The organism is Microseira wollei NIES-4236, assembly GCF_020521235.1.
Taxonomy (GTDB): domain Bacteria; phylum Cyanobacteriota; class Cyanobacteriia; order Cyanobacteriales; family Aerosakkonemataceae; genus Microseira; species Microseira wollei.
Genome location: NZ_BLAY01000039.1, coordinates 1 through 20223 on the forward strand (window position 1 = coordinate 1; position 20223 = coordinate 20223).

The 20223-nt window shown below is 48.0% G+C and carries 20 protein-coding genes and 2 pseudogenes; 15 read left to right on the forward strand and 7 right to left on the reverse strand.

What is annotated here, in order from left to right; genetic code table 11:
* The 3 genes from MiSe_RS14545 to MiSe_RS14555 form a co-directional block, all read left to right on the forward strand.
* The coding region (locus MiSe_RS14545; RefSeq protein ID WP_507770135.1) for a nuclease/transposase family protein at positions 1-560 on the forward strand (560 nt) is incomplete at its 5' end.
* On the forward strand, positions 529-969 hold the full coding sequence (locus tag MiSe_RS14550) for a hypothetical protein (protein ID WP_226580613.1): 441 nt from the start codon (positions 529-531) through the stop codon (positions 967-969). The genes MiSe_RS14545 and MiSe_RS14550, both read left to right, overlap by 32 nt.
* 8 nt (positions 970-977) lie before the next feature.
* Positions 978-1460, forward strand: coding sequence for a hypothetical protein (locus MiSe_RS14555; protein ID WP_226580616.1), 483 nt, complete (start codon positions 978-980; stop codon positions 1458-1460).
* A 142-nt stretch (positions 1461-1602) separates the two neighbouring features.
* Here the strand turns inward: MiSe_RS14555 and MiSe_RS14560 are convergent, their stop codons facing one another.
* From MiSe_RS14560 to apcA, 4 genes are all read right to left on the reverse strand, one after another.
* Positions 1603-2805 carry an FtsW/RodA/SpoVE family cell cycle protein gene (locus tag MiSe_RS14560; RefSeq protein WP_226580618.1) on the reverse strand — a complete coding sequence of 401 codons (1203 nt, stop codon included), beginning with the start codon at positions 2803-2805 and terminating at the stop codon, positions 1603-1605.
* A 160-nt stretch (positions 2806-2965) separates the two neighbouring features.
* Positions 2966-3169: a phycobilisome linker polypeptide gene (locus tag MiSe_RS14565; RefSeq protein WP_226580621.1), complete on the reverse strand. Its 204-nt coding sequence runs from the start codon at positions 3167-3169 to the stop codon at positions 2966-2968.
* Between the two features lie 224 nt (positions 3170-3393).
* Entirely contained in the window at positions 3394-3879 is a 486-nt protein-coding gene (gene apcB, locus MiSe_RS14570) for an allophycocyanin subunit beta (protein WP_226580625.1), read from the reverse strand.
* A gap of 64 nt (positions 3880-3943) precedes the next feature.
* A complete protein-coding gene (gene apcA, locus MiSe_RS14575; RefSeq protein ID WP_226580628.1) occupies positions 3944-4429 on the reverse strand; it encodes an allophycocyanin subunit alpha in 486 nt (161 codons plus the stop codon).
* A 235-nt stretch (positions 4430-4664) separates the two neighbouring features.
* Here apcA and MiSe_RS14580 point away from each other — a divergent pair, with 235 nt between their 5' ends.
* Positions 4665-4982 (forward strand): hypothetical protein, encoded by a 318-nt coding sequence (locus MiSe_RS14580; RefSeq protein ID WP_226580631.1) that lies wholly within the window; start codon positions 4665-4667, stop codon positions 4980-4982.
* A 154-nt stretch (positions 4983-5136) separates the two neighbouring features.
* Here the strand turns inward: MiSe_RS14580 and MiSe_RS14585 are convergent, their stop codons facing one another.
* Together MiSe_RS14585 and MiSe_RS14590 are read right to left on the reverse strand one after the other, a co-directional pair.
* Entirely contained in the window at positions 5137-8487 is a 3351-nt protein-coding gene (locus tag MiSe_RS14585; RefSeq protein ID WP_226580634.1) for a phycobilisome rod-core linker polypeptide, read from the reverse strand.
* A 379-nt stretch (positions 8488-8866) separates the two neighbouring features.
* Complete coding sequence (locus MiSe_RS14590; protein WP_226580637.1) at positions 8867-10054, reverse strand: RNA-guided endonuclease InsQ/TnpB family protein; 1188 nt, start codon at positions 10052-10054, stop codon at positions 8867-8869.
* Positions 10055-10197: 143 nt separating this feature from the next.
* Here MiSe_RS14590 and MiSe_RS14595 point away from each other — a divergent pair, with 143 nt between their 5' ends.
* The 11 genes and pseudogenes from MiSe_RS14595 (at position 10198) to MiSe_RS14645 (ending at position 19849) form a co-directional block, all read left to right on the forward strand.
* Positions 10198-11394: a class I SAM-dependent methyltransferase gene (locus MiSe_RS14595; RefSeq protein ID WP_226580640.1), complete on the forward strand. Its 1197-nt coding sequence runs from the start codon at positions 10198-10200 to the stop codon at positions 11392-11394.
* A gap of 557 nt (positions 11395-11951) precedes the next feature.
* Positions 11952-12098, forward strand: a complete 147-nt coding sequence (locus MiSe_RS14600) for a YlcI/YnfO family protein (RefSeq protein WP_226580642.1) — start codon at positions 11952-11954, stop codon at positions 12096-12098.
* A gap of 206 nt (positions 12099-12304) precedes the next feature.
* Positions 12305-12736, forward strand: a complete 432-nt coding sequence (locus MiSe_RS14605; RefSeq protein ID WP_444980497.1) for an ATP synthase subunit I — start codon at positions 12305-12307, stop codon at positions 12734-12736.
* A gap of 76 nt (positions 12737-12812) precedes the next feature.
* Positions 12813-13565, forward strand: coding sequence for a F0F1 ATP synthase subunit A (gene atpB, locus MiSe_RS14610; RefSeq protein WP_226580648.1), 753 nt, complete (start codon positions 12813-12815; stop codon positions 13563-13565).
* Positions 13566-13669: 104 nt separating this feature from the next.
* On the forward strand, positions 13670-13915 hold the full coding sequence (gene atpE, locus MiSe_RS14615) for an ATP synthase F0 subunit C (RefSeq protein ID WP_226580650.1): 246 nt from the start codon (positions 13670-13672) through the stop codon (positions 13913-13915).
* Between the two features lie 70 nt (positions 13916-13985).
* A pseudogene (locus tag MiSe_RS14620) lies at positions 13986-14411 on the forward strand (F0F1 ATP synthase subunit B'); the annotation flags it as partial.
* Between the two features lie 124 nt (positions 14412-14535).
* Entirely contained in the window at positions 14536-15075 is a 540-nt protein-coding gene (locus MiSe_RS14625) for a F0F1 ATP synthase subunit B (RefSeq protein WP_226580656.1), read from the forward strand.
* Positions 15076-15077: 2 nt separating this feature from the next.
* Positions 15078-15623: an ATP synthase F1 subunit delta gene (atpH, locus tag MiSe_RS14630; protein ID WP_444980498.1), complete on the forward strand. Its 546-nt coding sequence runs from the start codon at positions 15078-15080 to the stop codon at positions 15621-15623.
* A gap of 89 nt (positions 15624-15712) precedes the next feature.
* Positions 15713-17230: a F0F1 ATP synthase subunit alpha gene (gene atpA / locus MiSe_RS14635; RefSeq protein WP_226580659.1), complete on the forward strand. Its 1518-nt coding sequence runs from the start codon at positions 15713-15715 to the stop codon at positions 17228-17230.
* A gap of 131 nt (positions 17231-17361) precedes the next feature.
* Positions 17362-18306, forward strand: coding sequence for a F0F1 ATP synthase subunit gamma (locus MiSe_RS14640; RefSeq protein WP_226580662.1), 945 nt, complete (start codon positions 17362-17364; stop codon positions 18304-18306).
* Between the two features lie 385 nt (positions 18307-18691).
* Positions 18692-19849: an RNA-guided endonuclease InsQ/TnpB family protein gene (locus tag MiSe_RS14645; RefSeq protein ID WP_373872796.1), complete on the forward strand. Its 1158-nt coding sequence runs from the start codon at positions 18692-18694 to the stop codon at positions 19847-19849.
* A gap of 106 nt (positions 19850-19955) precedes the next feature.
* Here MiSe_RS14645 and MiSe_RS52665 read toward each other — a convergent pair.
* Positions 19956-20213 (reverse strand): annotated as a pseudogene (locus MiSe_RS52665) (zinc ribbon domain-containing protein); the annotation flags it as partial.
* Positions 20214-20223 lie beyond the last annotated feature (10 nt).

Genomic DNA, 20223 nt, shown 5'->3' on the forward strand with positions numbered 1-20223 from the left:
GAGAGTTGAATGGCAAACGACGTTGGTACATTCAACTAATTAACTCAGGAATGCCATATCAGAAAGAAAAAAACTATGTAGCTGATGGAGTCATTGGTTTAGATTTGAATATTTCCAATATTGCCTTCGTTGGAGATAACAAAGCTGGAATACTCCCATTCGCGGATAAAGTACCAACATACTCCCGTGAAACTAAAGCCTTACAGCGTCAAATGCAACGTTCTCAACGTTGTTTAAATCCAGAAAACTATGAAACTGACTGCACCTCTCGTATAGGACGTAAATTTGTTATCAAGAAAGGTAAGCACAAAAAAGGACTTCGGCAATGGAAAAAGTCTAAAACATATCAAAAGATAGCCAGGAAGAAGAGAGAGCTAGAACGACGCAAGAGTGCCTATGCCAAGTCTCAAAACCGTAGAATTGTTAACGAGATTTTGAGGCATGGTAAGCAGATCAAAACCGAAAATGTATCGGTGAGGTCATGGCAGAAACGATACGGTAAGGCTATTTCGGCTAAATCTCCTGGATTTGTCCAATCTGAATTGGCACGCATTAGCTGAGAGCGCTGGCGGGTCATTCATAAAGTTTTCTACCCAAAAAACGGCACTGTCGCAAACTCATTTAACTGGTGAACGCATCAAAAAGAAATTATCCGAGCGCGTTCATTACGACCAAACTGGATTTGCGATGCACCGCGATCTTTTTAGTGCCTATTTGGGTAGATTCGTTAATGAGGAAGGTGTCCTTCTATTGCATCTCGCTGTCGAACAGTGGGAGAGGTCGGAGCCTTACTTGCACGAGGCATGGAAGGATTTTCAAATAAACCGCGAACAATTAGGCGAGTCCGAACGTAGGCAGTCTCATTCTCCCTTGGAGCGGTCAAGGGCAGAGTCAGGAAATGTTAACCAGATAGCTATTGAGGAGCGAAAAGTTAACTTTAATTCCTGGCCTGAATCTCCGCATCTTTAGATCGGAGAGTGGCTCAATACCGCAACTCGTTTTTACCCAATATCCGGGGGCGATTTGAGTCATTACCGAATGGAACAGTCATTAGGGTAACGATGAGGTTGCATCCTTTTGTCACCGCTTTTTTAATTTTTTGGTTCTTGGTATGGTACGGCGCCACGATCCCGATTTTTCTATCTGGGGCTATGTCTGGGGATGTGAAATTTGAACCTTTGTTGTTTTTAGGACTGCCGATTGTAGTATTATTTGCATTCTGGTGTTCGTTTTGGTACGAGGCAAATCGCAGCCGCCGGGAATTAATACAGATAATTCAAGGAGAACCGCTGAAACAGCAAACCACAGGGATCGGCTTCAGGGTTTTTGCGATCGCTGCAATTTTGCTCTGGAATGCTTGGTTCTTTTTCCAATTTATTCAACCCAAATTCCAGCCAACCCCATCGAAAAACTCAAAACCTCAAACTAGCTATCCATTTAGTCAGGAAAGCTATCGATAGCAGATGATTGGCATATTTAATGGTGTTGTAGGGGCGGGTTATACCAGAAACCTGTGATTTTAAGCTAATTGTCTTTATCAACCCGCCCCGTCGGTGGGATGCCGCAGCAAACTGAGATGATATCAGAAATATTAGTTCCCCTTCAAGGATAAGAGCGAGTCGCACCCCTGCGTCTTCGTTGTGTCTTAGGTTTAGCATCCTGCAAAGGCAACACCTCAGCTTCGCTACTTTCTCTCGCCACCCGAATCAATAACCCAGCAGCTACTAAACAAGCAATCATCGAATTGCCACCATAACTAAACAACGGTAGCGGTAAACCCGTTGTCGGAAGCACACCAGCTGCCACGCCAATATTCAACAGCGACTGTCCCACCATCAAAATCATCACACCAATTGCCACAAGTCGGTGCAAAATATTTTGCGCCTTCATCGAAACAATTAATGCCAGAGTCCCGTAGGTCATTAACAGCAACAGCAACAGCAAGCTGCCTACAAAGCCAAATTCTTCTGCAAATACAGCAAAAATAAAATCCGTATACTGAATTGGCAGGTAAAATAACTTTTGTTGAGATAGCCCAAATCCACTACCCCAAGTCCCACCAGAACCAATTGCCAGCAAACTTTGAACCAACTGGTAACCATCACCCATCGCATCAGCCCAGGGGTTCGTAAAAGACATAATCCGCCGCCGCTGATAGCTTTGCAAGCTGATACTAATAGTGGCTAGAAGTATCCCAGCAAAAGCCGTTCCTCCCAAGTATAAATAAGGTAATCCAGCTGCTAGCGCTATCAGCCAAATCGTCATGCCGCAGAATGCCGTCGTACTCAAATTTGGTTGCAGCAGAATACCCACCAACATCAGCCCAAAAACACCCAGCCAGCTGAAGCGGACTGACCAACTTAATCTATCCCAGTGACCGAAAACTTTTGCACTTTGCAGCACCAGGAAAGGTTTAATTAACTCAGAAGGTTGAATCGGAATCGGCCCTATAGATAACCAACGAGTCGCGCCACCCGCCGTCGTTCCCAAGCCGGGAACGAGGGTAGCTAAAATTAAGCATAAAAGTATCATTACCCACCAATGCGCCGTCCCCAACATAAAGCGCAAAGGGGTATTCACAATAATGCTAAATGCCAGCAGTCCAACTATGCCCCAAAGAACTTGGCGCTTAAAGTAGTACAGACCATCGGCAAAATTGGTATCGGCGACGGGATAAGAAGCCGAGAACAAAACCACCAATCCCACAAATAGCCACAGTAATGTCAGCCACCGCAACAAACGCGCTTCTAGCGACCATTCCTGAACCGAGGGATCGAAAAAAGGAATAAAGGAGCGTAAATTCATTAGCTAAGTTCTGTGTAGCAGTTTTAGGACTTACGCAGGAGCCTAGAAACAAAGGTGATTTGCGTCAGTCCTGAGTGTACCAAAACTTTGCCGCCTTTCACCTCGTGACCGAAAAGCCCCAAGGTGAAAGACGGCATTTTGTTGTGCTTATGTTCTGGAATTATAGCAAGCCGGTATTTACGTCCTTCTTGCCGGTAGCCAGTTCAACCTTGATGATTTTGCCACCCATTTTCATAATGCGTTGCTGTTCGCGAAACCAGTTGTCGTAGGGAACCAGTTTGGTAAAATAGGTGTTTTGCAACTCGCGCTGAGTCCGAATCCGAGTTTGGCTAGGAACGCAGGCCGTTACCTTAAACATCCGCATGGTTTAATTCCTCCCGAATTGAATAATATCTTCTTACCTTGATAGACCAAGGTCTGGGAGTCTAAAGTCAATACCAGCCGCTAAAACTTATCCGATAAGTTAGACAAGCATTTAACGCTCTAGCACTGACTCTAGACTTCCCAGACCATGCCTTTTAGAGAGTTTTGAATCTTGAGTTTTGAGTTTTGAGTTCAACTCAGGACTCACCACTCAGTAGTGACTGTCTAGCTCAAGCCAGAGCAGATGTAGTCGAAGTAAACGCCCATTTCCTTACCGGCATCAGCGCCTACGAGGCTAGCGGTAACTTCCTTCATTGCTTGGATTGCTTGCACGGTAGCAGCAACGGGTACGCCCAAGGAGTTGTAGGTTTCCTTCAAACCGTTGAGAACGCGCTCATCGAGGATGGAGGGGTCGCCAGCCAGCATAGCGTAGGTAGCATAGCGCAGGTAGTAGTCCAAGTCGCGGATGCAAGCAGCATAGCGACGGGTGGTGTACATGTTACCACCGGGACGGGTGATGTCAGAGTACAACAGGGACTTAGCAACAGCTTCCTTAACGATTGCAGCTGCGTTGGCGCTAATTGCGGTAGCGGCGCGTACGCGCAGTTCGCCGGTGGAGAAGTAAGCTTTCAGCTTGTCGAGTGCAGAGCTGTCCAAGTACTTGCCTTGAACGTCGGAGGAGTTAATAACAGCGGTAATGGCGTCTTGCATGATTCTTGTTTCCTTATTTCACCAGTCTTAATGTCAGCTAAATTTGGGAATATTTCGTCCCAGACTATGACATAGCGCCGATCACGTAGTCGAAGTAAGCGCCAGCTTCACCAGCGTCATCAGCAGACAGCAGCGAGGTAGCGACGTTCTTCATGGCGCGGACGCCTTCAGCAACGGCTTCGATGGGGGTACCCAGGGACTTGTACATTTCGCGCACGCCCACGATACCGATTTCTTCGATGGGAGTTACGTCACCAGAAACAACTCCGTAGGTGATCAGGCGCAGGTAGTAATCCAAGTCGCGCAGGCAGGTGGCGGTCATTTCTTCACCGTAAGCGTTTCCACCAGGAGAAACTACATCGGGACGCTTTTGGAACAATTGGTCGCCAGCTTGCTTGACGATGCGTTCCCGAGATTCGGTCAGAACTTGGGCAATGCGAACGCGGCGGTCGCCAGAGGTAACGAAGTTTTTGATCCGATCTAATTCACCGGGGCTGAGGTAGCGGGCTTCAGCATCGGCATTCACGATGGACTTCGTGACGATACTCATTAAAGGATTCCTCCAAAAAAATAAACCAGGATTTGTAAACTGGCTGCTTGCAACGAGGGTTACTGAGTTTGTATCCTCAAGCGTTCCAACTCCCAAATCGAATCAATACCGAAGCCAAACTATTATGAGTTTGCTTCAGTATTCTTCAACTTTTTGCGGAAATTAGAAGTCGCTCCGGTCTAAAACACAGCTATCTTCCGCAAATATTTTGCGGTATTAGGTTCACATTTTTACTGTGTCTGTAATAGTTTGTAACAAAACGACTCAGATTGGCAAGCGAATTAACCAGAATGGTTATGTATCGCCGGGATTGTTGGGCAAAGTACAGTTCGGTGTAGCGGCACGGCGTCCTACAACCTTGGAGTTAGCGCCACAGTTTATTGATGCCGTGCCCCTACGAGCGTCGTTGCCTTATCCCCAAACGAGGAGAGCGGGCTGTAAAGAATTGAACACAAGTGCAGTAGGGTTGGGTGTAGGGGCTAAGGCAACAACAACCTTGGAGTTAGCGCCACAGTTTATTGATGCCGTGCCCCTACGAGCGTCGTTGAATTGATATAGCAACAGAAATTGCCTTATCCCCAAACTAGGAGATAAGGCTGTAAAGATTGTTACCGCGAGCGCCAGGGTTTACTGTAGGGGCTAAGGCAACAACAACCTGCGATGCGAGCGCCAAAGTTTATTCCTGCCGTGCCCCTACGAGGGATCGCTTACTGTTTCACGCTGCCCAGGTAGTTACCCGTTGGTAGCGACGGGAAGCGGTTGTAAGGCACTACATCATCACCAAAGTAGTGAGCATACTCAGGGCTATCGATCATCGCGTCTACAGCCGCTTTTAGCCCATACTGGCTCAGGATCTGATTGTATTGCCGGATCTCGGTTTGGGTTGCGGGTGCGCGTCCCAGGAGATGGCGGAACAGGAATTCTACCGTCTTGGTGTTGGGATAAGCGGTAAAGAAGCGCTGGGTATAGATCTCCGAACTGGCTAAACCGCGGACAAATTCCCGCACCGAGATTTCTTCGCGCTGGAGTTGGCCCTCCAGATCTAAGCGACGGAACTCTTGGGGAATTTCGCTGCTATAGATATCCAACACCTGACAGTAGATTGCTGCGATCGCCTGTTCGGTTTCCACCAGATTTGCACCTGAAGTTAGCCGATAAATGCGAGCAGGCTTATGGCGTCCTGCTACAGGCGCTTCCGCATACACTCCACTGCTGGAGGAACGACCCAGATCCACCAGCGACCCATTGCCATTAGCAGCCTTTGCGTGCGCCGCCATGTCTGCCATTGTTTTCGCCATCATGGGCATCTTGGTGTTATCCATGCGCGACGAAACTGGCTCGAAGCTGGGTACTACCAAGTCAGCATTCTGCTTGGTTAGCTGGTTATACAGCTTTTCACTATTCGGGAAGTTAGCAGCTGGCAGCGTCGGGAAGCGACGATAGGGAACCGTATCTTCCCCAAACAACTGGGCATATTCCACGCTGTTGACCATCGCGTTGACAAAGGCGCGGATACCGCCAGAAGCCAGAATCTGGTTGTACTTGCGGATTTCTGCCTGGTCTTTTGGCGCCCGACCCAAGAAGTGTTTGGTACCGAGTTCGATCACCTTGGTGTTGGGGTAGGGAGTGTAGAACTCCTTAATATAAAGGTTCGATCCACCCAAAGCTTCGATGAATTCTTTCAGGTTAATTTCACCGTTGCTCAGCTTACTTTCCAGGGCGCTGAATTCGTTCTTGATGATGTAGGGTTCAATATCCCGCTCGAAGATTTGCCGGTAAGCTGCCCGAATTAGATTTTGTACGGCTACCTTATCGCTGTTCGTAGTCAGCTTGAACGTCTTGGTTTGTTCGCGCTGCTTGCTCACCCCTTGACCGATGCGGAACTGAACATCTGGTTCTGTCCGCGTTTCTGAAGGTGTACCCAGTTCGACAAAGCGCGGTGTTTCTTGTTTCTCGACCTTGGCTCCCTTTTCGGCGATGCTGCCAACGCGGAGATTACGCAGTGCCACCCCACCTGGAGTTAGATAGCGCTCGTAGGGAACTGTATCTTCCCCAAACGCCTCAGCGTATTCCACGCTGTCGATGATGGCGTCAATTAAGGCATATAAGCCTTTCTTGGCACAGATATCAAAGTAGGCGTTAATTTCTTGCCGCCCATAGGTAGGACGTCCCAACAACCGCCGGTGGATGTATTCGATTGCTTTACAAACGTATAGCGGCGTCCAGTACATTTTGCGGAAAGTATCCGACTTCGCCAAAGCGCGGATAAATTCGCGCATGGTGATATCGCCGTTTTCCAGCTTGATTTCTGGTACCGAGAGGCGCTGACCTTCATAAACATCCCGCCCGAATACTTGCAGATAAGCGGCTCGGATAATCGCTTGGGTCGAGCTTTCCCCGTATTTAACGCTTAGACCCTTGTTAGATACGGTACGGCGTCCTCCTGATAAAAACCCGCTTCCCTTCACTTCCATGCTGAAGCTGGGCAGCTGATCCAGTTTGAACACTTTTGCGCCGAGAGTACCGGGTGCTACACCCCGCGCCCCCGGATTGCTAACTTGGCTGTTAATACCTGCGCCCCGCGCGATTAAAATGCGGCGGGTATCCTTGCCAAAAGGAGCGGGGCGCGCGCTGGGATTGCGGGTTTCTTTCGGGAAAATCGCCCCAAATTGAATTTCCAACGGGTCGTTGCCGGAACCGTAGGGGTGTTGGTCGGGTAGCGGGCGATCGTAGGCGGCAAATGTGGTGATGAACTGCGGTACTTTCCGGAAGGGAGCGCTGTAGTTAAACAGGTCTTGTTGCGGACCCCAGTTGCGGCATTCTTGGGCTTCTTGACCCAGACCCCGGATATAGGGTACGGTTTCTTCCCCAAAGTAATCCGAGTATTCTTGGGAATCAACCAAGGCATCTACCAGAGCTGCTAAACCGCCATTAGAAACGATCGAGAAGTATTTTTGTACTTCTTCGCGGCTGCTGGGGCCGCGTCCCAGGAAGTGACGGAAAGCCAGTTCTAGGGCGCGACTGTTAATGTATGGTTCAAAGAAGTTTTTGCGATAAAGCGGAGATTTACCCAAGCGGCGGATAAATTCCTTCATCGAGATATCGCAGTTTTTCACCTTACTTTCTAGGTCAGAAATACCCAGGCTGTAGGCGCGGGTGATGTCCCGTTCAAATACTTGCCGGTAAGCTGCTTTAACGACTTCTTGCTTTTCTTTGGCAGAAAGTCCGGGTTTCATCACAAACTTAGGCCGCCGCTCTGCCGCGTTGAAGTAAATTTGAGGCAGTTCCAGACCTTGTTGGTCCCTGCTAGGACGCTGCCGCACTTTGTTCGCGGGCGTTGGGCCTTTAAATTCGGTAATCAGCAAGTCCATGTACTCGGTGACAACGGCTGCCCCTGCCGCATCTTGACGGAAATAGGACAATGCTGCGGCTTTCATTTCTTGCAGCGCCACGATGGTAGCTTCGCCAGAGCAAGCATTTTCAATAATTTCCCGCAAACCGCGCGTGTTGACGGCGATAATGTTCGGGTCCCCTGCCACGATCGCATAGGTTGCGTAGCGCAAAAACCAGCTTAAATCCCGTAGGGATTTGGTCATGTTGGCTGGGCCGTACCGCGCTACGTTAATCGGCCTAAAACCAGCAGGCGCAGGGCCGCCGCCACCTGTCGATGCAAATAAACCTCGCAATCCTTCTAGGAAACCGCCCCGCGTATCGACGTAGGTAACGGTTCCCAGCTTCATCCCTTCTCTCGTGTCTAGGGTTGTTCCCGCCATCGTCATGACGGGTTGTTCCGCTGGCTTTTCTAAGAATGCCATCGGCGACCCACCGACGAAAATCCGGTTGGCAGCACGGGATACGATGATTTCCGAATTTTTGGTGAGGGTTTCAGCGATTTCTATGCGCTTAGCCCCGGAACGGAAATAGCTTTCCAGTTCTTTCAGTTCCCCGCTTTCCAAGAAGCGGTCTTGTTGTTCTGCTTGGGAAATGGTAGCTACGGCTACAGTTTGATATAGTTGCGGGCGCGCAACTGAGCTTCCACCACTTGCCTTAACACTCATTGAATTCCTAAAGCTCCCTTATAGAATCGTTTCTGCCTTAAGCTTGAGCGGGGTATGACTGAGATTCCAAACCCAAGGGTTGGTTTGCCTGAAGAGCAGCTTGTAACAGCCAGCGAGCGCGAGCCACCTTTGGGTTTATCAGCTCAGCTTATAGATTAAAACTTTTCGGGATCTTCACACTCATTTGTTAAAAAGTGTGTCGAAACCTGATTGGCTCTTCCGTATGTAATCATACTGGATGGCGACTATTTACCTGAGAATCTTGATAAGTTTTGTAACTTTCTGGGGTAATAGGTCATGGGTCATGGGGCATCCCTCTGGTCGGCAAACATCCACGTTGACATCCACCCCGGCGTAAACGCACGGGGATTCCTAAGACTCACGACTTAGGTTTCTGCTTCTGTCCCTGACGGGGTTTCGCACCAGCCTTAACAGATTTACTCTGTTCGGGTCTTACGGTCGCTCCACAGACTGACACGGCAAGCCCTGCCGCCAAAATGTTCTTTGCCGCATTGATATCTCGATCGTGGTGCGTTCCACACTGGGGGCAATCCCATTCCCGGATATCAAGTGGCAACTTTTCTACAATGTGACCGCACTTGCCACATCGCTTAGAACTCGGAAACCATCGGTCAATCTTGACCAGCGTGCGACCATACCAATCGCACTTGTACTCAAGTTGTCTGACCAATTCACCCCAACTGGCATCGCTGATAGACAGTGCCAGTTGCCGATTCTTCACCATATTCTTCACAGCCAACTCCTCGACAGCAATCGTTTGGTTTTCACGAACCAATCGAGTCGTCAACTTGTGCAGAAAATCCGATCTTGCATCAGCGATTTCCTGATGCACGCGAGCAACTTTGAGCCGTGCTTTATGGCGATTATTTGACCCCTTCTGCTTCCGACTTAGAGCTTTTTGCACTCTCCTGAGCTGGCGATACTTTGCCTTGAATCCTTTGGGATTGGCAATCTTTTCACCAGTGCTGAGCGTAAGCAAGCTTGTGATACCCAAGTCAATGCCGACTTGACTATCTGTTTTCGGTAGTGCTTCAATCTGGACATCCACCAACAGGGAGACTGACCACCTACCAGACGGGGAAAGCTTGACCGTGACAGTCGAAGGCTCTACCCCTTCTGGCAACATTCGACTCCACCGAATTGGCAAGGCTTGGGCGCACTTTGCCAGAAACACCTGTCCATTTTTGAATTTAAACGCCGCTTTGGTGAACTCAGCGCTACCGCCATTCCGTTTCTTCTTAAAGTTGGGGTATTTCGCCCGCCCGTCAAAGAAGTTGTTGTAAGCGGTTTGCAAATGCCGTAAGCACTGCTGCAATGGTACTGAAGAAACTTGATTGAGAAAATCGAGTTCTTCGGTTTTCTTCCACTGAGTCAGCATACTAGAAGTCTCAGCATAGCCGATACGTTTTTGGTCTGCGTACCATCCCTGGGTCCTTGCGGCTAAGGCACGGTTATAGACCAAACGGGTGCAACCCAGTGTACGCCGCAACAGGTTTTCCTGTTCTGACGTTGGGTAAAATCGGTAGCTGAAAGCTTTTAGTGTCATCCTTACATTCTAACATCTAAACCGTAAGACGTGCTATTTTCACCAAAGTTCCTGGAAAAGCCGTCCTAGAAGGACGGGGTTTTTGACCCATCTCTCTGATAACCCATTAGCCATTAGCCATTAGCCATTAGCCTGAATCCGCGATGAAACCCGATCGAGATATAAGTGCCGCCGTTCAGCGGCTTTACGATACTTATCCGTTTCCCCCAGAACCGCTACTCGATAGTCCGCCTCCGGGCTACAATTGGCGCTGGAATTGGCAGACGGCTTATAGTTTCTGCACCGGGCTTTCGCCCCAAAAGCAGGATATCCGCATTTTGGATGCTGGGTGCGGCACGGGTGTCGGCACTGAATACCTGGTTCACCTCAATCCCCATGCTCAAGTTGTAGCCATCGATCTAAGTTCGGGGGCGTTGGATGTAGCAAAACAGCGCTGTCAGATGTCGGGGGCAAATCGCGTCGAGTTCCATCACCTCAGCTTGTACGACGCGGGACAGTTGTCGGGTGAGTTCGATTTAATTAACTGCGTCGGGGTGCTGCATCACCTAGCCGACCCGAAACGGGGAATTCAAGCGCTGGCGAGTAAGTTAGCGCCTGGGGGATTGATGCATATCTTTGTCTATGGAGAGTTGGGACGCTGGGAAATTCAACTGATGCAAAAAGCGATCGCTCTCCTGCAAAACACCCAACTGGGCGATTATCGCGATGGCGTCCAAGTCGGAAGACAAATCTTTGCTGCATTACCAGAAAACAATAGAATTGTCAAGCGCGAAAAAGAGCGTTGGTCGTGGGAAAACCACCGGGATGAATGTTTTGCCGATATGTACGTTCATCCCCAGGAAATTGACTACAACATTGACACGCTGTTTGAATTAATTGATGCGTCGGGGTTGGATTTTGTCGGGTTTTCTAATCCGAAAAATTGGCAATTAGACCGACTTTTGGGGAAAAATCCGGAATTAATGGCACGGGCCCAAAAGTTGAGCGCTCGCCAAGTCTATCGTTTAATTGAATTATTAGACCCAGAAAACTTCAGCCATTACGAGTTTTTCCTCAGTCGCCCTCCCTTGCCTAAAGCAGACTGGTCATCGGATGAGGCGCTTCTCGCCGCAATTCCCTCACGTAACCCTTGTATGGAAGGATGGCCTAGCCAATCCTTGTTTAACCATGATTACCAGATCGTCAAGCTATCGGAAACAGAATTTAAGTTTCTCCAAGCTTGCGATGGTAACTCGGCTATGCAGCGAACGGTTAACGAGATTTTAGCTGAGGTAGAGATAGGAGTCGAAGGCGTGCGAAGTCTCGTCAATCAACAGCTAATCTTGCTAACTCCAGCTTAATTCCAGCCTCTTAAACAGCATTCTCCCCTTGCCAAGATTCAGCCTTTATGCTTTGTCTTTGGCACTGAAAAAATTTATCGATTCCCATTCAATGTAGGGGCACGGCGTCGAAGAAATTTTGGTAAAAAGCAAAAAATCGTATCATGCCGTGCCCCTACTTATGCCACAGATCTATTGAGTGAAGTACCCCAACCTGCTCAAGCTGAGGTTGCGGCTGCCAATCTCAGATCAACTCAGGAACGGTCTTATTCGTTTTCGGAGTTTCCCGTCTCAACCGCCGTTGCCACGTTAGGGACATCCCCGAAGGGATTGTTCGGAACATGCATCCGATGATGGTCTTACACAGCGTCCACAGGCAGCCGCCCGCCTCCCGCAGGCAGTTATTGATTGATGTTCGAGAATTCACATGGAGTGTGCAGAAGCGCTCCAGCGGCAAATCCTTTTCCCCCTTTCTCTCGCTCTTATTCTTGGTAAGCGTATAACCGCTACTGTGACCGTTTGTTATGAGTCGAGTGGGTGCGTCGCCACCAGTACTATAATAATACCAAAATAGTACTATGGTCAACATGAAGGCACTCAACGTTCGGTTTTCTGACAAAGAACACAAAGACTTGCAAACAGCGAGCCAGCAATTGGAACGCTCTATCAATGAATTGGTTCGTGAAGCTGTTAGAGAGTATTTGCTAAAACTGGGGGCATCGTAGCTTGCTTGAGCGAAGCGGTACCCCCAGTTTTAGCCCGAAGCACAATCCCCACCCCATGGCGGATGGGGAATAAAAGCGGAATTCGTTAAGAATGCCCCATACCCCTAACAGGTTTAATTATTTTTTAAGTATTGTTACTCAACCGTGATATGATTAATTTGGCATAGAAAAGCCAAGCCCTCAAGCAGGACTTGTACTATCGTCACGTGACTCAGTCATCCGAATCTCAGGAACCCACCCGTGGATCGGAGCAGGGTTCTCAAACCGATGCGCCCGAATCGCCAACTAGCCAATCGATGCAGGAATTCTATGGCCTGCAAAAAGAGTTGTTTACAGCCACCCTGGCCTTGACAGGGATAATTTTTTTCTCTGTCTGGATGTTTTACAACCTTAACATTGCCCTGAATTATTTGATTGGGGCGTGCACAGGTGTGGTTTACTTGAGAATGTTGGGGAAAGATGTGGAGCGGCTGAGCAACCAAAGTGCGAAGCTGAGTAAAACGCGCTTTGCTCTCTTCATTGGGTTGATTATAGTAGCATCCCAGTGGAATCAGCTACAGATTATGCCAATTTTTTTGGGTTTTCTGACATATAAAGCCGCGATCATCGTCTACATGCTGAGAACACTTCAGTCCTAGCCCGATTAATTTGGGTTAGGCGATCTTTCGACGCCTCCAAAACCTAGCTCTCTGAGTAAACAACCACATCGGAAAAATGCTCAGTGTTTTAAACGCCTTCAATTCTCTTCCTCTTGCCAGCTTGGAAGTGGGTAAACACTTCTATTGGCATCTGGGAAATCTCAAAGTCCACGGGCAAGTTTTTCTCACCACGTGGTTTGTTGCCGGATTGCTGATAATTGCTTCATTAGCAGCGACTCGGAGTATCCAGAGAATTCCTGGGGGCATCCAAAATTTGATGGAATACGCCCTGGAATTTATCCGAGATTTGGCAAGAAACCAACTCGGGGAGAAAGAATATCGCCCCTGGGTGCCGTTTATTGGCACTTTGTTTTTGTTCATCTTCGTTTCTAATTGGTCGGGTGCGTTGATTCCCTGGAAGTTAATCAAACTGCCAGAAGGGGAATTAGCAGCACCAACCAATGACATCAATACCACAGTCGCGCTGGCTTTGCTAACGTCCTTAGCCTATTTTTATGCCGGATTTAGCAAGCGGGGTTTAGGCTACTTCGCTAAGTATGTCGAACCAACGCCAGTTTTATTACCCATCGCGATTTTAGAAGATTTCACCAAGCCCCTATCCCTGAGCTTCCGTTTATTTGGGAACATTCTGGCAGATGAATTGGTGGTCGCAGTATTAGTGCTGTTAGTCCCCCTATTCGTGCCTTTGCCAGTGATGCTGCTAGGTTTATTTACCAGTGCAATTCAAGCGTTGGTATTTGCTACCCTCGCAGCAGCCTACATACACGAGGCGATGGAAGGACACGGTGGCGACGAACATCACGATTAATTTGAGGAATTTAGATTTTAGATGCACGTTTGAATCTAAAATCTAAAATAGATAACCTCAGAATTCTAAGTAGTTCATCTAGTACGAAAGGGAAGAGAATCATCATGGATCCATTGATCGCTGCTGCTTCAGTTTTAGCTGCTGCTCTAGCAATTGGTTTGGCTGCAATTGGCCCTGGTATCGGTCAAGGTAACGCCGCAGGTCAAGCAGTAGAAGGTATTGCCCGTCAGCCCGAAGCAGAAGGTAAAATTCGCGGTACGCTGCTGTTAACTCTGGCGTTCATGGAATCCCTCACCATTTACGGCCTGGTTATTGCTCTAGTACTGCTGTTTGCTAACCCCTTTTCATAGGATTGTTCGGTCATGTAGAGACGATACATGTATCGTCTCTACATAGCGAAAAGAGCAAGGGGAGAGAAAAAAAATGTTTGATTTTGATGCAACCTTGCCATTAATGGCAGTGCAGTTTCTGATATTGGCAGCGGTGTTGAATGTAGTATTTTACAAACCGCTGACCAAGGCACTCGACGAGCGCGATAATTACATCCGCAACAATCAACTAGATGCTAGCGAACGCCTGTCAAAAGCCGAAAGGTTAGCGAAGCAATACGAAGAAGAACTAGCGGCAGCCCGCCGACAAGCTCAAAAAGTAATTGTGGATGCTCAGGCGGATGCACAGAAAATTGGTGCAGGGCAAATCGCTCAAGCTCAACAAGAGGCTCAGGCAGAAAGAGAAAAGGCGGCAAGAGAAATCGAGGAGCAAAAGCAACAAGCTCTGCAACAGTTAGAGCAGCAAGTAGATGCCCTCAGTCGCCAGATTTTAGACAAACTTCTTCAAGTAAGTTAGTTAGTTGTCAAGAGTTTTTTGGTAATGGGTGATGGGCAACCGGCAAAGGTTTGCGAGGGTTGCACTTGACCAATTACCATTGAACGCTGACAACTGCATCAATCGCGCGTGATGGAACAGTAGGATGCTCACTTTTATTTTGCTGGGAACGGCAGAGGCGGCGGCAGAAGCAGCGGAAGGTGGTTTCGGTATAAACTTCGATATTTTAGAAACCAACCTGATTAACCTGTCAATTGTAATCGGCGTGGTAGTTTACTTTGGGCGAGGGTTTTTAGGAAACGTTCTAAGCGATCGCCGAAGCAAAATTGAAGAAGCCATAACAGAAGCTGAGCAACGCCTGAAAACAGCACAAGAATCTTTAGCGGATTGGCAACAGAAATTAGCTCAAGCGCAAGCAGAAGCAGATAAGATTCGCCGCAGGGCAGAAGAAGACGCTAAAGCAGCCAGGGAAGCAATTTTAGCGCAAGCAACTAAAGATATCGAACGCTTGCGCGAGTCAGCTGGACAAGATATGGAAACGGCAAGAGAGCGAGCGATCGCCGAACTGCGATCGCGAGTCACTGCAATGGCATTGCAGCAAGTCGAGTCCCAACTGAGAAGCGAACTCGACGAAGGTCGCCAACAACAGTTAGTTGACCGCAGCATCGCGCTATTAGGAGGTTAATCGTGAAAGATAGTGCAGTAATGGCGGAAATTGTCGAGCCATATGCAGAAGCGCTGATGTCTGTAGCGCAAGCACACAACCTTGCCGAAGCGTTTGGCAATGATATGCGCGACTTGCTGAATTTATTAGAAAATTCGCCAGAATTGCGCGATTTTCTAGCCAGTCCCCTAATAGCAGCAGAAAACAAAAAAGCAGTATTAGAGCAAATAGTGAGCGGTGTAAACCCACTCATGGTCAACTTTTTAAGGCTGCTTGTAGACCGGCGTCGCATTCTGTTTCTAGAAGGAATTGCCAAGCATTACTTAGCGCTGTTGAGAAAACTGAATCAGGCGGTTTTGGCAGAAGTAATCTCAGCAGTTGCGTTGAGCGAAGAGCAACAAAACGCAGTGCGGGAAAAAGTAATCGCGATGACGGGTGCTAGATCGGTAGACTTGGATCTCAAAACCGACCCCGACTTAATTGGGGGCGTCATCATCAAAGTAGGCTCCCAAATTGTAGATGCTAGTTTGCGGGGACAACTGCGCCGCATTTCTTTGCGCTTGAGTTAGTAGTTATTAGCGATCGCGTCTTAGTACGTTGCTAAATGACTAATAACTAATAACTAATAACCATTAACCACTGACTACTGACTACTAACATGATCAGCATCAGACCAGACGAAATTAGCAGCATTATTCGCCAGCAAATCGAGCAATACGACCAAAAAGTAGAAGTATCTAACGTTGGTACCGTACTGCAAGTCGGCGACGGCATTGCCCGGATTTACGGCCTCGATAAAGCCATGTCAGGGGAACTGCTGGATTTTGAAGACGGCACAGTTGGCATGGTGCTGAACCTGGAACAAGACAACGTCGGTGCCGTGTTGATGGGCGACGGTCGCACCATTCAAGAAGGCAGTAGCGTTAAAGCCACGGGTAAAATTGCTCAAGTACCCGTAGGGGATGCATTAATCGGTCGGGTAGTAGATGCGCTGGGTCGCCCGATTGATGGTAAAGGAGATATCAACACAGGGGAAACCCGTTTGCTGGAATCGATGGCACCCGGTATTGTGGCACGCAAATCGGTTTGCGAACCGATGCAAACCGGGATTACCGCTATCGACGCGATGATCCCCATCGGACGGGGTCAGCGGGAATTGATCATCGGTGACCGTCAAACCGGCAAAACCTCGATCGCAATTGACACCATCCTCAATCAAAAAGAAGAAAACGTCATCTGCGTCTACGTCGCCATCGGTCAAAAAGCTTCTACCGTCGCCAACGTAGTCAACAAACTCGAACAAGGCGGCGCAATGGCTTACACCATTGTGGTAGCAGCAAACGCTAACGACCCAGCAACCCTCCAGTTCTTCGCGCCTTACACTGGTGCGACGATGGCTGAGTACTTCATGTACAAAGGTCGCCACACCCTGGTAATTTACGACGACTTGTCCAAGCAAGCCGCTGCGTATCGCCAAATGTCCTTGCTGCTGCGTCGTCCTCCCGGACGGGAAGCGTATCCTGGGGACGTGTTCTACATCCACTCGCGTTTGTTGGAACGCGCCGCTAAATTAAGCGACGAACTGGGTAGCGGTAGCATGACCGCACTGCCGGTAATTGAAACCCAAGCGGGTGACGTTTCGGCGTATATTCCCACTAACGTGATTTCGATCACTGACGGTCAGATCTTCTTGACCACCGACTTATTCAACTCTGGCTTGCGTCCGGCGATCAACCCCGGTATCTCGGTATCCCGCGTGGGTTCGGCAGCGCAAACCAAAGCGATGAAGAAAGTAGCTGGTAAGTTGAAGCTGGAATTGGCACAGTTTGACGACTTGGCAGCATTCGCTCAGTTCGCTTCTGACTTGGATAAAACTACCCAAGACCAGTTGGCACGGGGTCAGCGCTTGCGGGAACTGCTGAAACAGCCGCAATACTCGCCGCTAGGGGTTTACGAGCAAGTCGCATTGGTATACGCCGGGTTGAATGGCTACCTGGATGATATTCCAGTTGACAAAATCACCAAGTTTACCAAAGGTCTGCGCGAGTATTTGAAGACCAGCAAGGCAGACTACGTTAGTACCATTCGGGAGAAGAAAGACCTCACCCCCGAAGCTGAAACCTTGCTCAAGGAAGCGATAACGGAATACAAGAAGACATTCTTGGCAACCGTTTAGGTGATGGGTAAAGGGGAATTTTAGATTGCAGATTTTAGATTTTAGATTTGATTGAATGAAAATCTGAAATCTGCAATCTGAAATCTGCAATTACCAATTACCCATTAGCAATTAGCAATTAACAAAGAATTATGGCTAATTTAAAAACAATTCGCGATCGCATCAAGTCGGTCAAAAACACCAAAAAAATCACCGAAGCGATGCGCCTAGTGGCGGCGGCTAAAGTGCGTCGCGCCCAAGAGCAAGTCATCGCCACGCGCCCGTTTGCCGATGCTTTGGCTCAAGTATTGTACGGTTTGCAAACCCGTCTGCGGTTTGAAGAAGCCAACTTGCCTTTGCTGAAACAGCGCGAAGTCAAGTCAGTGGGAATACTGGTAATTTCAGGGGATCGCGGTTTGTGCGGCGGTTATAACAGTAACGTTATCCGTCGTGCCGAAAGCCGCGCCAAGGAACTCAAAGCCGAAGGCATTGACTACAAATTCGTCATTGTCGGGCGCAAAGCCTCACAATACTTCCAACGTCGCGAGCAACCGATCGATGCCAGCTTCACGGGGCTAGAACAAATTCCCACAGCCGGGGAAGCTTCCAAAATTGCCGACGAACTGCTGTCTTTGTTCCTCTCGGAAAGCGTGGATCGGGTTGAGTTAGTTTATACCAAGTTTGTCTCGCTGATTAGTTCTCGCCCCGTAATTCAAACCCTGCTACCCCTCGATCCGCAAGGTTTGAATACAGATGATGAAATTTTCCGCCTTACCACAAGAGGCGGTAATTTTCAAGTAGAGCGGGAAAAAGTTACCAGTCAAGTGCGTAGTTTACCGCAAGACATGCTGTTCGAGCAAAACCCGGTGCAAATTCTGGATGCGCTGTTACCGCTGTATCTGAATAACCAGTTACTACGAGCATTGCAAGAATCTGCAGCTAGCGAACTTGCGGCGCGGATGACAGCGATGAACAACGCCAGCGATAATGCTAAGGAACTAATTGGTACGCTGACTCTGTCTTATAACAAAGCTCGACAAGCTGCTATCACTCAGGAACTCCTGGAAGTGGTAGCGGGTGCGGAAGCTTTGGGTTAGTTGACACTCCGCCGCATAAATGACGGCGGATTCTTGCGTCTACAGACACTCTCCACGCTTAGCTAAATCCAAAATTCATCCCACGTCCTACACGAAGTGAGGCGTGGGATGAATTTTGGGGCAATCAGGTTGCGTCCCCCGACCTATGTTTCCCGGTAAACGCGGGAGCGGGGACAGCGACCTGATTGCCAATCTCTGGAGTTGGCAACGAGTCAATAAAATCTTCAAGTATTTGAGTCATCGTTTTATCTTTCCAAGCTGAGTATAGCCGCAACTTATTTAATCTGCGTTCTGATATTCGTAAGTTCAATGTTTTATTTTTCATATGCCAGTACAACGCCGTTACATATATGCTAACATAGGTATAACAAGGAGGTGATTTAAAGTGTTGAAAGCAGTTAAGGTCAGACTATACCCAACAACCGAACAACAAGTAGATATAGCCAAGGCGTTTGGTTGTGCAAGATGGTATTGGAATTATGCCCTTAATGCTTGCATTCAACACTATGAAAAAACAGGCAAAACAATAAAAATGAGTGTCTACAAGGCTTATCTACCTCAGCTAAAAGTAGAGCATCCTTGGTTGAAAGAAGATTGTTATTCGGCTGTTCTACAGTGCGTAGCAATCAATTTAAACAAGGCTTACACTAACTTTTTTGAGGGGAGAGCTAAGTTTCCTAAGTTCAAATCAAAGCATCATAAGCAATCAATTCAATATCCCCAAAACGTTAAAGTTGTGGGGAATTGTTTGGAAGTTCCCAAGATTGGTGTTGTTAAGGCAGTCTTTCACCGTCCAATTGAAGGCAAGGTTAAGACTGTCACCATCAGTAAAACACCCACAGATAAGTACTTCGCTTCCATCTTGTGTGAAATAGAGGATGGTGCAAATCAATCAGCTGGTGGTAAAACATTAGGTATTGATTTGGGATTAAAAGATTTCGCCATTGTTCATGATGGGGAAGAAGTTACCAAACACTCAAATCCAAAGTACCTGAAACGCCACCAGAAAAACCTAGTTAGGAAGCAGAAAAAGCTGGATCGTAAGTTAAAAGGAAGTAATTCTAGAAATAAATACAGAAAAATCGTAGCCAAGGTTCATGAACGAGTATCAAATTCCCGTCAGGACTTCCTACACAAACTAAGCAGGTTCCTGGTAGATAAAAGCCAAATCATTGTCGTGGAGAATCTTCACGTCAAGGGAATGGTACGAAACCGCAAGCTATCAAAGTCGATATCCGATGTGGGATGGGGAATGTTTGTTAACTTTCTAGACTACAAGTTGAAGCGCAAAGATGGTCAACTTATAGAAATAGAAAGATTCTTCCCCAGTTCCAAAACTTGTTCATGCTGTGGTCACGTCCTTGATGAGTTAACACTCGATATTCGTGAATGGAATTGTCCATCGTGTGGTACTCATCATGACCGTGATGGTAATGCAGCACTGAATATCAGGAATGAAGGAATTCGGATATTATCTATGGGCGGAGGGAACCCCGCTCTTGCTGATGGAGGCTGTGTAAGACCACCTGCACGGTCTGAGTAAGGGGCAACGGTCAATGAAGTCAGAAGCCCACACCGTACCCGATAGGGTCGGTGTTGGGTAGTTCACAGAATGTCCTTCATCAAGTTGGGAGCAGCTGCCTTGCGGCTCATTCTCGCTTACCAGATGAAACCATTACAGCAGCATCTCTCTTTAGGTCTAAAGAACATGAGAAACCATCCGATTGGGCTAAGTTTCTCGATGCGTTCAAATCAGCGTTGTGGTATTGTCCTAATGGGCAATTAAAATCATGCTTTTTTCTCGCACCAAGAGTCCCGCAAGTTGAGCAAGATTTACTGGTGTATGGAGCCGGACGCTTCATCAATTTCAATCCCTTAAGAGCTAACTTATAATCCAGTTTTTGCTCTAAAGAATAG

What these genes read in the sequence shown, in the direction of transcription:
- apcB (WP_226580625.1), bottom strand. Translation starts at nt 3,879, where the DNA reads ATGCAAGACGCCATTACCGCTGTTATTAACTCCTCCGACGTTCAAGGC.
- apcA (WP_226580628.1), bottom strand. Translation starts at nt 4,429, where the DNA reads ATGAGTATCGTCACGAAGTCCATCGTGAATGCCGATGCTGAAGCCCGC.
- MiSe_RS14560 (WP_226580618.1), bottom strand. Translation starts at nt 2,805, where the DNA reads ATGAATTTACGCTCCTTTATTCCTTTTTTCGATCCCTCGGTTCAGGAA.
- atpE (WP_226580650.1), top strand. Translation starts at nt 13,670, where the DNA reads ATGGATCCATTGATCGCTGCTGCTTCAGTTTTAGCTGCTGCTCTAGCA.
- MiSe_RS14640 (WP_226580662.1), top strand. Translation starts at nt 17,362, where the DNA reads ATGGCTAATTTAAAAACAATTCGCGATCGCATCAAGTCGGTCAAAAAC.
- MiSe_RS14590 (WP_226580637.1), bottom strand. Translation starts at nt 10,054, where the DNA reads ATGACACTAAAAGCTTTCAGCTACCGATTTTACCCAACGTCAGAACAG.
- MiSe_RS14625 (WP_226580656.1), top strand. Translation starts at nt 14,536, where the DNA reads ATGCTCACTTTTATTTTGCTGGGAACGGCAGAGGCGGCGGCAGAAGCA.
- MiSe_RS14600 (WP_226580642.1), top strand. Translation starts at nt 11,952, where the DNA reads ATGGTCAACATGAAGGCACTCAACGTTCGGTTTTCTGACAAAGAACAC.
- MiSe_RS14565 (WP_226580621.1), bottom strand. Translation starts at nt 3,169, where the DNA reads ATGCGGATGTTTAAGGTAACGGCCTGCGTTCCTAGCCAAACTCGGATT.
- MiSe_RS14585 (WP_226580634.1), bottom strand. Translation starts at nt 8,487, where the DNA reads ATGAGTGTTAAGGCAAGTGGTGGAAGCTCAGTTGCGCGCCCGCAACTA.
- MiSe_RS14595 (WP_226580640.1), top strand. Translation starts at nt 10,198, where the DNA reads ATGAAACCCGATCGAGATATAAGTGCCGCCGTTCAGCGGCTTTACGAT.
- atpB (WP_226580648.1), top strand. Translation starts at nt 12,813, where the DNA reads ATGCTCAGTGTTTTAAACGCCTTCAATTCTCTTCCTCTTGCCAGCTTG.
- atpA (WP_226580659.1), top strand. Translation starts at nt 15,713, where the DNA reads ATGATCAGCATCAGACCAGACGAAATTAGCAGCATTATTCGCCAGCAA.